Source organism: Leisingera sp. CC-HEC096 (assembly GCF_059429235.1).
In genome coordinates, this window is the sequence record NZ_JCAIJS010000001.1 from 3,721,074 (window position 1) to 3,733,015 (window position 11,942).

12 protein-coding genes are annotated in these 11,942 nt (G+C 64.6%); 4 read left to right on the forward strand and 8 right to left on the reverse strand.

The genetic code is table 11. From position 1 onward, the window contains the following. Positions 1-34: 34 nt before the first annotated feature. Positions 35-991 (reverse strand): zinc-ribbon domain-containing protein, encoded by a 957-nt coding sequence (locus AC5STI_RS18045; protein WP_495447632.1) that lies wholly within the window; start codon positions 989-991, stop codon positions 35-37. Between the two features lie 230 nt (positions 992-1,221). Between AC5STI_RS18045 and AC5STI_RS18050 the strand changes: the two genes are divergently transcribed. The 4 genes from AC5STI_RS18050 to AC5STI_RS18065 are packed head-to-tail and all read left to right on the forward strand — an operon-like array spanning position 1,222 to position 4,124. Beyond that, positions 1,222-1,899 carry a cell division ATP-binding protein FtsE gene (locus AC5STI_RS18050; protein WP_475050183.1) on the forward strand — a complete coding sequence of 226 codons (678 nt, stop codon included), beginning with the start codon at positions 1,222-1,224 and terminating at the stop codon, positions 1,897-1,899. After that, the gene (locus tag AC5STI_RS18055; RefSeq protein ID WP_490398725.1) at positions 1,896-2,795 is read left to right on the forward strand and encodes a cell division protein FtsX; all 900 of its coding nucleotides are present in this window, start codon (positions 1,896-1,898) and stop codon (positions 2,793-2,795) included. The genes AC5STI_RS18050 and AC5STI_RS18055 overlap by 4 nt, the downstream gene beginning before the upstream one ends. Continuing rightward, positions 2,792-3,541, forward strand: coding sequence for a lysophospholipid acyltransferase family protein (locus AC5STI_RS18060; protein WP_495447633.1), 750 nt, complete (start codon positions 2,792-2,794; stop codon positions 3,539-3,541). Before AC5STI_RS18055 ends, AC5STI_RS18060 begins: the two co-directional genes overlap by 4 nt. After that, positions 3,519-4,124 carry a pyridoxamine 5'-phosphate oxidase family protein gene (locus AC5STI_RS18065; RefSeq protein ID WP_495447634.1) on the forward strand — a complete coding sequence of 202 codons (606 nt, stop codon included), beginning with the start codon at positions 3,519-3,521 and terminating at the stop codon, positions 4,122-4,124. Before AC5STI_RS18060 ends, AC5STI_RS18065 begins: the two co-directional genes overlap by 23 nt. 117 nt (positions 4,125-4,241) lie before the next feature. On the opposite strand, the gene AC5STI_RS18070 is transcribed toward AC5STI_RS18065, so the two are convergent. The 7 genes from AC5STI_RS18070 to AC5STI_RS18100 form a co-directional block, all read right to left on the reverse strand. Then, a complete protein-coding gene (locus tag AC5STI_RS18070) occupies positions 4,242-4,550 on the reverse strand; it encodes an EthD family reductase (RefSeq protein ID WP_495447635.1) in 309 nt (102 codons plus the stop codon). A gap of 117 nt (positions 4,551-4,667) precedes the next feature. Further along, positions 4,668-6,059: a dihydrolipoyl dehydrogenase gene (gene lpdA / locus AC5STI_RS18075; RefSeq protein ID WP_495447636.1), complete on the reverse strand. Its 1,392-nt coding sequence runs from the start codon at positions 6,057-6,059 to the stop codon at positions 4,668-4,670. 71 nt (positions 6,060-6,130) lie between these two features. Continuing rightward, positions 6,131-6,400, reverse strand: coding sequence for a hypothetical protein (locus AC5STI_RS18080; protein WP_495447637.1), 270 nt, complete (start codon positions 6,398-6,400; stop codon positions 6,131-6,133). 166 nt (positions 6,401-6,566) lie between these two features. Then, positions 6,567-6,959: an MAPEG family protein gene (locus tag AC5STI_RS18085; protein WP_495447638.1), complete on the reverse strand. Its 393-nt coding sequence runs from the start codon at positions 6,957-6,959 to the stop codon at positions 6,567-6,569. Next, positions 6,956-7,255, reverse strand: coding sequence for a hypothetical protein (locus tag AC5STI_RS18090; RefSeq protein ID WP_495447639.1), 300 nt, complete (start codon positions 7,253-7,255; stop codon positions 6,956-6,958). Before AC5STI_RS18090 ends, AC5STI_RS18085 begins: the two co-directional genes overlap by 4 nt. Positions 7,256-7,412: 157 nt before the next feature. Then, on the reverse strand, positions 7,413-8,945 hold the full coding sequence (odhB, locus tag AC5STI_RS18095) for a 2-oxoglutarate dehydrogenase complex dihydrolipoyllysine-residue succinyltransferase (RefSeq protein WP_495447640.1): 1,533 nt from the start codon (positions 8,943-8,945) through the stop codon (positions 7,413-7,415). 12 nt (positions 8,946-8,957) lie between these two features. Then, a complete protein-coding gene (locus AC5STI_RS18100; protein ID WP_495447641.1) occupies positions 8,958-11,909 on the reverse strand; it encodes a 2-oxoglutarate dehydrogenase E1 component in 2,952 nt (983 codons plus the stop codon). Positions 11,910-11,942 lie beyond the last annotated feature (33 nt).

Consider the following 11,942-nt stretch of genomic DNA (forward strand, 5'->3'; position numbering starts at 1 on the left):
TCCGTCTAAGAAGGAAGGGCTTGGACTTGCCCTGTTACTCTGCGCTGGCCTGGGGCTTTACCAGTGCATCCAGCCACAGGCGTATCTGATCCACCCAGCTGACATAGCTGCTGAGCGCGGAGTCCGCTTGCGGCACCTTTTCGGCTATCAGGCTGGCGTTGTCATAGATCATCACCATCACCAGCGCCGCAATCAGCGACAGCGAGAAGCCGCGGGCAAAACTGCTCTTGCGCCGCGCCGGCGGCGCGTCGTGGATAGCAAGCGGGACAGGGGCCGCGCTGCCGGCAGTACGCAGGGTGGAGTTGATCTCTTCGATGTCCGGCAGCAGCTCCTTGCGGGAACCGGTTTCGGCGGCGGCTAGCTGGCGCGGATCCTCGCCGCGCATCCGGGCCATCCGGTCGCGGGCCTGGCGGCTGCGGCGGGCGGCCTCGTCTTCGGGTGCGGTGGCTTCCTCCAGCCCCAGGTCGGGCTGCGTCTCCAGACTCTGGGTTTCCGCAGCCCGCAGCGAAGCTTCGCGCTCGGCTTCCTCGCGCAGGATGTCCGTCAGGGCAGGATCCAGCCCGCGCGAGCGTTGCGGCTGCGGTTCGGCCTGCTCAGCCGGAGTGTCTTCGGAACGCGCTGCCGGAACGTCCTCCTCGGCCTCAGCAAAAACGTCTTCGGAAGCTTCTTCGATGTCATCTTCCGCGCCGTGGCCCGCGGCATCGGTTTCCGGCATCGCCTGCCGGGCATGATCTGCGGCAGCATCAGGGGCACTTGGCGGGCTGTCCGGCTCCGGGACTTCCGCCGCCGCGGCCGCCGCGGCCTCCTCTGGTGCCTGAGACGCGCTGTCCTCCGGAAAATCATGCGCCGGTGTTTCTGCCGCCGCGCTGCCGGCGGCTGTCTGGAACCAGGTCTGGCCGCAGTTGGAACATTGCACATCCCGCCCTTCGGCTGGGATCACATCCTCCGGCACTTCATATTCGGCTGCGCAATTCGGGCAGGTCAGGCGCATCATGCTCTCCTCGGCACCATCCTGCCGTGCATCTTCCGGCAGGTTGTTTTTTAAGGGATTATATGCATCCCCCGCTGCTGGCGAAAGTGGCAATTGCCGCTGCTGGCCGGACCTTGAGGCGGCGGCGGCTTCCGGGCAACAGAGCCCCCATTGAAACTGCGGCCCCCTTGGGGCAAAACACCGGAGCAAAATACCGGGGCGCAAGTTTGAGGCGCATTCAGGGGGCGGCAGTGATTGAGCTGGAAAATGTGGGCTACAACTACGGCGGCGGCGAGCTGCTGGATGCCGTGTCGGTGCAGCTGGCGCCGGGCTCCTTCCATTTTCTGACCGGGCCGTCCGGGGCGGGCAAGACCACGCTGCTGAAACTCTGCTACGGCGCGCTGACCCCGACCTCGGGCCGGGTGCGCGCGTTCAATATGGATGTGCACGGTCTGGACCGCGACCAGATGGCTTATCTGCGCCGCCGCGTCGGCGTAGTGCATCAGGACTGCCGGTTTCTGGACCACCTGCCTGTGATCGAGAACATCGCCCTGCCGCTGCTGGTCTCGGGCCGCGAGCTGAACCACGAGGAGGCCAACCTGAGCGAGCTTCTGAGCTGGGTCGGCCTGTCGGAACGCGCCCATGCGCTGCCGCCGGAGCTGTCGGGCGGTGAACGCCAGCGGGCGGCGCTGGCGCGGTCGGTGATCCTGTCGCCGGATGTGATCATCGCCGATGAGCCCACCGGCAACGTCGACTGGGAAATGTCGCAGCGCTTGCTGCAGCTCCTGGTCGAGCTGAACCGGATGGGCAAGACGATCCTGGTCGCCACCCACGACCTGTCGCTGATCCGTGCCGCCAAGAACCAGGTGCAGGCGCGGGTGCTGCGGATCTCCAACCGGCAATTGCAGCTGGCGGGGGCGGATCTATGACCGACAGTAAGCTGAGCAAGCTGATCCTGGGCGACACCCAGGCCAACCGGGTGGTGCCGCCGACCGGCTTTACCGCGCAGCTGACGGTGTTCGTCGCAGGTGCTATGGCGTTCCTGGCGGTGTTTGCGCTGGCCCTGTCAATGGCCTCGGGCCGCCTGGCCGACCGCTGGGCGTCGGAGCTGGCGCGCGCGGCCACGCTGCGCATCAACGCGCCGGCAGAGCAGCGCGCGGCACAGACCGAGGCGGCGCTGGAGATCCTGCGCCAGACGCCGGGGGTGGCCACCGCGCGGGCGCTCACCGGCGAGGAGCAGGCGGCGCTGCTGGCGCCCTGGTTCGGCTCCAGCCTGCCAGCGGGCAGCCTGCCGCTGCCGCAGCTGATCGAGGTGACCGCGGATGATCCCGGTTATGACGCCCAGGGGCTGCGGCTGCGGCTGCAGGCCGAGGTGCCCGGCGCGGTGCTGGACGATCACACCCGCTGGCGCGAGCCGCTGGTGGATGCTGCACGCTCGCTGCGCCGGCTGGCCTGGGTGTCGATCCTGCTGATCGGCGGCGCAACGGCGGCGATGATCACCCTGGCCGCCAATGCGGCACTGGCCGCCAATGCGCAGGTGATCGAGGTGCTGCGCCTGGTCGGGGCGCTGGACAGCTATATCGCCCAGGCCTTCATCCGCCGCTTTACCCTGCGGGCGCTGACCGGCGCCGCAGCGGGGGTGGCCTTGGGCATGATCGGGGTCTGGCTGATGCCGGAAGCCTCGGATGAGGGCGGATTCCTCACCGGTCTTGGCTTTCAGGGCTGGGGCTGGCTGGTGCCGCTCCTGATCCCGCCGCTGGGCGCGCTGGTGGCCTTTGCCGCCACCACCCGCGCCGCCACCAAACGTTTGGGAGAACTGTCTTGAAGAACCCGTTCCAATGGTTGCGCTCCTTTGTGTTCATAGTGCAGATGTATCTGGCGATGCTGGTGCTGGGCATCGTGTTCGCACCTTGGGCGATGGCTTCGCCGAGGGGTGCCCGCACGGCCTGCAAGAGCTTTGCCCGCTGGGCGCTGTGGACTGCCCGCTGGATGGTTGGCATCCGCACCGAGGTGCGCGGCCAGGTGCCAACCGGCGAGGTGATCGTCGCGGCCAAGCACCAGAGCTTTCTGGACATCCTGATCATCTTCAATGCGGTGCCGTCCGCCCGTTTCATCATGAAGCGCGAGCTGATGTGGACGCCTGTAATTGGCGTCTATGCCAAGCGTCTGGGCTGCGTGCCGGTGAACCGCGGCAAACGCGGCGCAGCGATTGCCAAGATGGTCAAGGACGTGGCGCTGCAAAGCCACGTGCCGGGCCAGCTGATCATCTATTCCCAGGGCACCCGTGTGGCGCCGGGCGCCCGCAAACCCTACAAGATCGGCACCGCGGTGCTGTACGAGGGCCTGGACCAGCCCTGCGTCCCGGCTGCCACCAATGTCGGCGTGTTCTGGCCGCGTACCGGGATTTACCGCAAGCCGGGCCTGGCAGTGGTGGAGTTCCTCGACCCGATGCAGCCGGGAATGGACCGGGAAGACTTTATGGCGCAGCTGGAAAACCGGGTGGAACAGCGCTCGGACGAATTGATGAGAGAAGCGGGGTTTGAACCGGATGCAATACCTCAGCAGCATTGAAGATCTGGAGGCGCTTTACGGGGAACCGGGAGCGCCTTCTTTACGTAAGGTGGCGCGGCAGATGACGCCGCTTTACCGCAAATGGGTCATGGCGTCGAAACTGTGCATGCTGGCGACCGTCGGCCCGGAAGGAACCGACGACAGCCCGCGCGGCGATGACGGCCCGGTGGTGCAGGAGCTGGATCCGGGCACCCTCGCGCTGCCTGACTGGCGCGGCAACAACCGGCTGGACAGCTTGCGCAACATCGTGCGCGACGGGCGCGTTTCGCTGATGTTCCTGGTGCCGGGATCGAACAACGTGGTGCGGGTCAATGGTTCCGCCCGGCTGACCGCCGACCCGGACTTGCGGGCGCGTTTCGGGAAGAACGGCAAGCTGCCCGCCACGGTGATCGTGATCTCGATCGGTGAGATTTATTCTCAATGCGCCCGTGCCCTGCTGCGGGCGGGCACCTGGAGCGGCACCGACGAAAGCGCCGGCCTGCCGACCATGGGCGAGATCCTGGCCGAACAGACGGCTGGCGAGGAAGGCGGGGCTGAGTACGATCAAAGCTGGAGCGCGCGGGCTGCTAAAACCATGTGGTGAGCAGGGTGCGGGGCGCTCTAGGACGTTCGAACGTCCTTGGCAAAATTCTTTGAAGAAATTTGCAGCCAGCGAGGCTGCGCCCCCTGGCTGCCTGTTGCGCTGCCGGTGAGCGGCCTGTCAGCTGATGACCTCGCCAATCAGCATCTGGGGCTTCACATCGGTGAAGTTCGGGATGTCCTCCAGCGCGGGGCCTGCGGCCTTCATCGCGGCGTCCATGGCGGCCTGGTCGGCAAAGGTCATCGTGGCAATGGCGTAATAGGGTGCCGGGGTATCCGGTCCTCCTGCCAGCCCTTTCGTGACCACAATCGTCTGAATATGCGGCCCCATGTGCTTCTCGACGATCTGGAAGTGGGTGTCCGCATAATAGGCGTGATCGAACTTGGTGCCCTCTGTGACGGGGTAGATGACTTGCAGTGAAACGGCCATGGCAGTGCCTCCGGCGGGTTGAAATCCAGGAGCAGTAAAGAGGCAAAGGCGCAGCTTGCCAAATGAAAAAGGGCAGCTGCGGCGAGCTGCCCTCCGGTGTTTTCAATCCTGCCCGGCTCAGCTGTGGATCGGCCCGTCGCCGCAGGCCAGCGCGGCCTCGCGCACGGCTTCCGAGTAGGTCGGATGCGCGTGGCAGGTCAGCGCCACGTCTTCGGCCGAAGCGCCGAACTCCATCGCCACGCACAGCTCGTGGATCAGGTCGCCCGCCGCCGGGCCGATGATCGCGGCACCGAGGATGCGGTCGGTTTCCTTGTCGGCGATGATCTTGACGAAGCCGCCCTCGGCCTGGTGCACCGCCTTGGCGCGGGCGTTGCCCATGAACATGAACTTGCCGACCTTGATCTTCTTGCCCTCGGCCTTCAGCGCATCCTCGGTCGCGCCCACGGTGGCCACTTCCGGCGTGGTGTAAACAACGCCCGGAATGACTCCATAGTTCACATGGCCGTGCTTGCCCGCGATCACCTCGGCAACCGCCATGCCCTCATCCTCGGCCTTGTGGGCCAGCATCGGGCCTTCGATCACGTCGCCGATGGCATAGATGCCCTTGATGTTGGTGGCCCAATGGTCGTCAGTAGCGATCTGGCCGCGTTCGGTCATCTTGATGCCCAGATCGTCCAGCCCCAGGCCTTCGGAGTAGGGTTTGCGGCCCGTGGCGACCAGCACCACATCGGCGTCCAGCGTGACCTCGTCGCCGCCCTTCTTGGGCTGGTATTTCACCTTGGCTTTGGTTTTGGAGGTTTCCACCCCCTGAACGGCGGCGCCCAGGATGATGTTGAGGCCCTGTTTCTCCAGGATCCGCTTGAAGGAGCGCTGCACGTCCTTGTCCATGCCGGGGCAGACAGCATCCATGTATTCCACCACGGTCACCTCGGAGCCGAGACGGGCGTATACAGAGCCCAGCTCCAGTCCGATCACGCCGGCGCCGATCACCGCCAGTTTTTTGGGGATCTTCGGCAGTTCCAGCGCGCCGGTGGAGGAGACCACGATCTTCTCGTCGATTTCCACACCCGGAATGGAAGCAGGAACCGAGCCGGAAGCGATCACGATGTTCTTGGCCTCATGCACGTCGTCGCCGACCTGCACCTTGCCCGCCGCGGGGATCGAGGCCCAGCCCTTGATCCAGTCGATCTTGTTCTTCTTGAACAGGAATTCGATGCCGCCGGTGTTCTGGCCGATGACCTCGTCCTTGTAGGCCTTCATCTGGTCCCAATCGACCGACGGCGATTTGCCCTTGAGGCCCATATGGGCAAAGTTGTGCTCTGCCTCATGCAGCAGGTGGGTTGAGTGCAGCAGCGCCTTGGAGGGGATGCAGCCCACGTTCAGGCAGGTGCCGCCAAGGGTCTCGCGGCCTTCGACCACCGCTGTTTTCAGGCCCAGCTGGGCGCAGCGGATGGCGCAGACATAGCCGCCGGGGCCGGCGCCGATTACGATGACGTCATATTGGGACATAAGTCGGTTTCCTCTTTTGGCCCCGGCTCCGTTTTTGTCGGAGTGCGTGCTTGGGGATAGTTAATGTGTGATCAAACAGGGGTCAGCATTTTGATCGAGATATTGGTGACCCCGTCGCGTTCAAGGTGCATTGCCAATTCTTCCGAGCCGAAGAAGGCGCGGGCCTTCTCCAGATCTGTGATCGCGAACAGCGCCACGGCATGGTTCTTTCGGTCCGGATCGCTCCAGACATTCATGTCGGTGATGCCCGAGGCCTGACGGTTGCGCTTGTCCTGCCGGAACACGGTGAGCCAGGCCTCGAAATCGGCCACATCGGCCTGCCAGAGTACATGGGTTGCCATCGGTGTTACTCCTTTATTCTTGATGGAGGCAGGATGCCCCGGATTGGCTGGAGAGCGCTTTGATACCACTCAATAAAGGTGGAGCCAGTGGCAAGGTTTGCGGACTGGGGGCGCTGCCCCCGGCCCTGGCGGGCCTCCCCCGGAGTATTTTTGCAAAGGTGAAAGCTCATGCGAGGAGCACCCCCGCGAGCATCGCGGCAAGGCCTCTGGTGGCGATGAGCCAGATTGCGGTGCGCAGGTAGTGCACTCCGCTGAGGTAGGCGGGCAGGTAGAAGGCGCGGCCGGCGAGGTAAGTGCAGATGCCGCCGGTGATTAGCGCGCTGTGCAGGCCAGCCAGTTTCGCGACCAGCGCCAGGCAGATGAAGACCGGGGCGGTTTCCAGGAAATTGGTGAAGGCGCGCCGGGCCCGGCCCGCCAGCGCGCTGCGGCTGACAGCGGTGTCGCGCGGGCCTGCGGTCCAGGCATTGCCCACGGACAGCTTCAGCAGGAAGCTGTCGCAGCTCACGTGGATCAGGGCGAGGATCGAGAGGCAGACGAGGCCCGAGAGCGGGAGGGTCATTGGAATTGGCCATCTTCAAGTTTGACGCTCTTGACCTCTTCCCGGCGACCGTTGATGGCACTTATCACGCTGAAAATCGTTATCATCATCAAAGGCAAGGCACCGAAAGTTGGTGCACCTTTTTTCGGGCCTTCAGTTGTCACCCAGCCCAACCAGCTAAATGCGATTGAGGTGAGCACCATTACAGAGAAAAAAATGGGCACGACTACTAGGAAGAAACGCCAATGGCGGGATTTTCCGGTCAGATAGAGGTGTGTGCCGCAGGTTCCACAAAGGTGAAAATCGGTCTTATTCACACCCCTCCAAGGGTTTGTCCGCATCATAGCCAGTGTTGATTGAATGCGTCCGCAATCGGGGCATTTAATACCGCACCAGCGCGCCCAAAAGCTGGGTCTTTCACCAATCTTGGGCGCGCTGATTTTGTAGGGCTGGCTAGGCTTTCCCCTCAAAGGTTTACAGATCCATCAGAAGACGCCGCGGGTCCTCGAGGGCTTCCTTGACGCGGACCAGGAAGGTCACGGCGCCTTTGCCGTCAACGATGCGGTGGTCATAGCTCAGCGCCAGATACATCATCGGGCGGATCTTGATCTCGCCGTTCACAACCATCGGGCGGTCCTGGATCTTGTGCATGCCGAGGATGCCGGATTGCGGCGGGTTCAGGATCGGCGAGGACATCAGCGAGCCGTAGACGCCGCCGTTGGAGATGGTGAAGGTGCCGCCCTGCATCTCCGCCATGCTGAGCTTGCCGTCACGGGCGCGCTTGCCCTTCTCGGAGATCGCCTTTTCGATCTCGGCAAAGGACATACGGTCGGCGTCGCGGATCACCGGCACCACCAGGCCCTGCGGGGTGCCCGCGGCGACGCCCATGTGCACGAAGTTCTTGTAGACGATGTCGGTGCCGTCGATCTCGGCGTTGACTTCCGGCACTTCCTTCAGCGCGTGGCAGCAGGCCTTGGTGAAGAACGACATAAAGCCAAGGCGGACGCCGTGCTTCTTCTCGAACTGGTCCTTGTACTGATTGCGCAGCGCCATCACCTCGGTCATGTCCACCTCGTTGTAGGTGGTCAGGATCGCGGCGGTGTTCTGGGCGTCCTTCAGGCGCTTGGCGATAGTCTGGCGCAGGCGGGTCATCTTGACCCGTTCCTCGCGCGCGGCGTCGTCTGCAGTGACAGGGCCGCGCACCTGGGCCGGTGCCGGGGCAGACGCCGGTGCGGACTTGGCGGCGGCGAGGGCGGCCGCGACGTCTTCCTTCATGATGCGCCCGTCGCGCCCGGTTCCCTTGACCTGGCTGGCGTCGATGCCGGCTTCTGCCATCGCCTTTTCCGCCGAGGGGGCGTTTTTGACGCCTGCGCCAGGGCCGGTATAGGTGCCGCTGGCAGCTTCTGCGGCGGGTCCGGCATCCGTGCCGCCTGCTGCCGCAGCTTCACCCGACGACATGACGGCCAGCTTGCCGCCGGCGTTCACGGTCGCGCCTTCCTCGGCCAGGATTTCGGTCAGCACGCCGGCTGCAGGCGCGGGCACCTCGACGGACACCTTGTCGGTTTCCAGCTCGCACAGCATCTCGTCCTGCGCGACGCTGTCGCCCACCTTCTTGAACCAGGAGGAGACGGTGGCCTCGGAAACGGACTCGCCAAGCGCGGGAACCATGACCGGCACCGGGGCGCTGCCGCCGCCGGAGGACGCATCGGCCTGGGCCGGTGCCTCCGACGGTTTGCTTGCAGGCGCGGCCGGGGCCGCGGCGGCGCCGTTGGCCTCGGTCAGGGTGGCCAGCAGCGCATCGACGCCGACGGTTTCGCCTTCACCGGCGACGATCTCGCCCAGGGTGCCGGCCGCGGGCGAGGGCACCTCAACGGTCACCTTGTCGGTTTCCAGCTCGCAGAGCATTTCATCGGCATTGACGGCGTCGCCGGGTTTCTTGAACCAGGTGGCCACGGTGGCCTCGGTCACGGATTCGCCCAGGGTGGGTACGCGGACTTCGGTTGTCATGTCTCTTTATCCTCAGATGCTCAGCGCTTCGTTCACGAGGGCTGCTTGTTGGGCTTTGTGTTCGCTGGCCAGGCCGGTTGCGGGCGAGGCCGAGGTGGCGCGGCCTGCATAGAGCGGCCGGGTGTGCTTGGCGCCGATCCGGGTCAGCACCCATTCGATGTTGGGCTCGATGAAGGTCCAGGCGCCCTGGTTCTTGGGCTCTTCCTGGCACCAGACCATTTCCGCCTGCTTGAAGCGTTCCAGCTCCTTCACCATCGAGATCGCCGGGAACGGATAGAACTGCTCCACCCGCATCAGGTAGACATCGTCGATGCCGCGGGCGTCGCGTTCTTCCAGCAGGTCGTAGTAGACCTTGCCCGAGCACATGACGACGCGTTTGATCTTGTCGTCGGCGACCAGCTGGGTGTCCGAGTTGCCTTTCTGGGCGTCATCCCACAGCACCCGGTGGAAGCTGGAACCGGTGGTGAAATCCTCGGCGCTGCTGACCGCCAGCTTGTGGCGCAGAAGCGATTTCGGCGTCATCAGAACCAGCGGCTTGCGGAAGGTGCGGTGCAGCTGGCGGCGCAGGATGTGGAAGTAGTTCGCCGGCGTGGTGCAGTTGGCCACGATCCAGTTGTCCTGGCCGCACATCTGCAGGAAGCGTTCCAGGCGGGCGGAGGAGTGCTCCGGCCCCTGGCCCTCAAAGCCGTGCGGCAGCAGGCAGACCAGGCCGGACATGCGCAGCCACTTCGACTCACCGGAGGAGATGAACTGGTCGAACATGATCTGGGCGCCGTTGGCGAAGTCGCCGAACTGGGCTTCCCAGAGCGTCAGCGCGTTGGGTTCCGCCAGCGAGTAGCCGTATTCAAAGCCCAGAACCGCGTATTCCGACAGTGCGGAGTCGATCACCTCGTACTGGGACTGGCCCGCGCGGATGTTGTTGAGCGGGTAGTAGCGCTCCTCGGTCTCCTGGTTGACGATGCCGGAATGGCGCTGCGAGAAGGTGCCGCGGGTGGCGTCCTGGCCTGCCAGGCGCACCGGGTAGCCTTCCAGCATCAGTGAACCGAACGCGAGCGCTTCGCCGGTGGCCCAGTCGAAACCTTCGCCGTTCGCGAACATTTTGCCGCGCGCGTCCAGGAAGCGGCCGACGGTGCGGTGCTGCGGGAAGCCCTCCGGCACCTGGCTCAGCGCTTTGCCGATTTCGGACAGTGTCTCAGGCTCGATCGCGGTGCGGCCGCGCTGGTAGTCGGCGTCCTTCTTGTCGAGATGCGACCAGCGCCCGTCCAGCCAGTCGGCCTTGTTGGGCTTGTAGTCCTTGCCGGCTTCGAATTCCTCATTCAGATGCGCCTGGAAGGCGGCCTTCATGTCCTCGATCTCGCCCTCGGGGATCAGACCGTCCTTGACCAGCCGGTCGGTGTAGAGGGTGAGGGTGGTCTTGTGGCCCTTGATCTTCTTGTACATCAAGGGGTTGGTGAACATCGGCTCGTCGCCTTCGTTGTGACCGAAGCGGCGGTAGCAGAAGATGTCGATGACCACGTCCTTGTGGAACTTCTGGCGGAACTCGGTCGCCACCTTGGCGGCGTGCACCACCGCTTCCGGGTCGTCGCCGTTCACGTGGAAGATGGGCGCCTCAACCACCAGCGCGTTGTCGGTGGGGTAGGGGGAGGAGCGCGAGAAATGCGGCGCGGTGGTGAAGCCGATCTGGTTGTTCACCACGATATGCATGGTGCCGCCGGTGCGGTGGCCGCGCAGGCCCGACAGCGCAAAGCATTCCGCCACCACGCCCTGGCCCGCAAAGGCGGCGTCGCCGTGCAGCAGGATCGGCAGCACCTGGGTGCGCTCGCCGTCGCCCAACTGGTCCTGCTTGGCGCGGACCTTGCCCAGAACCACCGGGTTCACGGCTTCCAGGTGGGAGGGGTTGGCGGTCAGCGAAAGGTGCACACTGTTGCCGTCGAACTCGCGGTCGGAGGAGGCGCCGAGGTGGTATTTCACGTCGCCGGAGCCGTCCACGTCCTCGGGCTTGAAGCTGCCGCCCTGGAATTCGTTGAAGATCGCCCGGTAGGGCTTCTGCATCACGTTGGCGAGGATGTTGAGGCGGCCGCGGTGCGGCATGCCGATTACGATGTCCTTCACACCCAGCGCGCCGCCGCGCTTGATGATCTGTTCCATCGCCGGGATCAGGCTTTCACCGCCATCAAGGCCGAAACGCTTGGTGCCGGTGTATTTGACGTGCAGGAATTTCTCGAAGCCCTCGGCCTCGACCATCTTGTTGAGGATCGCCTTGCGGCCCTCGCGGGTGAAGGTGATTTCCTTGTCATAGCCCTCGATCCGCTCTTTCAGCCACGCGGATTGCTCAGGGTCGGAAATGTGCATGTACTGCAGCGCAAAGGTGCCGCAATAGGTACGCTTCACGATGTCGACGATCTGGCGCATGGTCGCGACCTGCAGGCCCAGCACATTGTCGATGAAGATCGGCCGGTCCATGTCGCCGCCGGTGAAGCCGTAGGTCTTGGGGTCCAGCTCAGGGTGCGGGGTGGCGGCACGCATGCCCAGCGGGTCGAGGTCCGCCGCCAGGTGGCCGCGGATCCGGTAGGCGCGGATCAGCATCAGGGCGCGGATCGAGTCCAGCACCGCGCGCTGCACCTGATCGTCGGTCAGTTCAACGCCCTTGGCGGCGGCCTTTTCCTTGATCTTCTTGCCTGCCGCCTTGGCCTCAGCCGGGGCGGGCCAGTCGCCGGTCAGCGCGCCTGTCAGGTCATCGGCGGGCATCGGCGGCCAGTCATTGCGCGCCCAGGAAGGGCCGGAGGCCTCGGCCTTCACGTCGAGCTCGGCATCGCCCATCTGGCGGAAGAACTCCGCCCAGGCGGCATCCACCGCGTTCGGGTCATTGGCGTACTGGGCATAGAGCTGCTCCAGATACTCCGCATTGTGCCCCTGCATGAAGGAGGAGGCGCGGAAGAGGTCGTTGGGGCTTTGTTCGGTCATTTTGGTGCCTCTTGCGGGTTGGGACCGTATTTG

Coding starts and splice junctions, on each gene's coding strand:
- AC5STI_RS18085 (WP_495447638.1), bottom strand. CDS start 6,959: ATGACCCTCCCGCTCTCGGGCCTCGTCTGCCTCTCGATCCTCGCCCTG.
- AC5STI_RS18065 (WP_495447634.1), top strand. CDS start 3,519: ATGCAATACCTCAGCAGCATTGAAGATCTGGAGGCGCTTTACGGGGAA.
- lpdA (WP_495447636.1), bottom strand. CDS start 6,059: ATGTCCCAATATGACGTCATCGTAATCGGCGCCGGCCCCGGCGGCTAT.
- AC5STI_RS18100 (WP_495447641.1), bottom strand. CDS start 11,909: ATGACCGAACAAAGCCCCAACGACCTCTTCCGCGCCTCCTCCTTCATG.
- odhB (WP_495447640.1), bottom strand. CDS start 8,945: ATGACAACCGAAGTCCGCGTACCCACCCTGGGCGAATCCGTGACCGAG.
- AC5STI_RS18070 (WP_495447635.1), bottom strand. CDS start 4,550: ATGGCCGTTTCACTGCAAGTCATCTACCCCGTCACAGAGGGCACCAAG.
- AC5STI_RS18055 (WP_490398725.1), top strand. CDS start 1,896: ATGACCGACAGTAAGCTGAGCAAGCTGATCCTGGGCGACACCCAGGCC.
- AC5STI_RS18045 (WP_495447632.1), bottom strand. CDS start 991: ATGCGCCTGACCTGCCCGAATTGCGCAGCCGAATATGAAGTGCCGGAG.
- AC5STI_RS18080 (WP_495447637.1), bottom strand. CDS start 6,400: ATGGCAACCCATGTACTCTGGCAGGCCGATGTGGCCGATTTCGAGGCC.